Annotated in this window: 1 protein-coding gene; it reads right to left on the reverse strand. The window is 66.9% G+C overall.

Annotated elements, in window-relative coordinates; translation table 11 throughout:
* A partial coding sequence (locus ACODTY_RS24190) for a cadherin-like domain-containing protein (RefSeq protein WP_488996711.1) occupies positions 1 to 350 on the reverse strand: 350 nt, incomplete at both ends.

Raw genomic sequence — 350 nt, forward strand, 5'->3', positions numbered from 1 at the left:
GGCGCGCTGACGCCGGTGATGGTGAGCGGATCGCCATTGGCGTCGGTGTCGTTGGCCAGAAGCGAGGCAGCCGTGATCTGCAGCGCGGTGCCTTGCTGGGTGGTGAAGCCGGTGTCGTTGGTGGCGACCGGCGGCGTGTTCGGCACCGTGACGGTAAGAGCCACGGTTGCCGACGATGTGCCGCCGCGTCCGTCCGAGATCGTGTAGGTGAAGCCGGCTGCACCGCTATAGCCGGCGGTGGGGGTGAAGGTGATGGTGTTGGTCTGGGCGTTGAAGGTCGCGGTGCCATTGGATGGCGCGCTGACGCCGGTGATGGTGAGCGGATCGCCATTGGCATCGGTGTCGTTGGC

The organism is Mesorhizobium sp. FG116, from assembly GCF_057809835.1.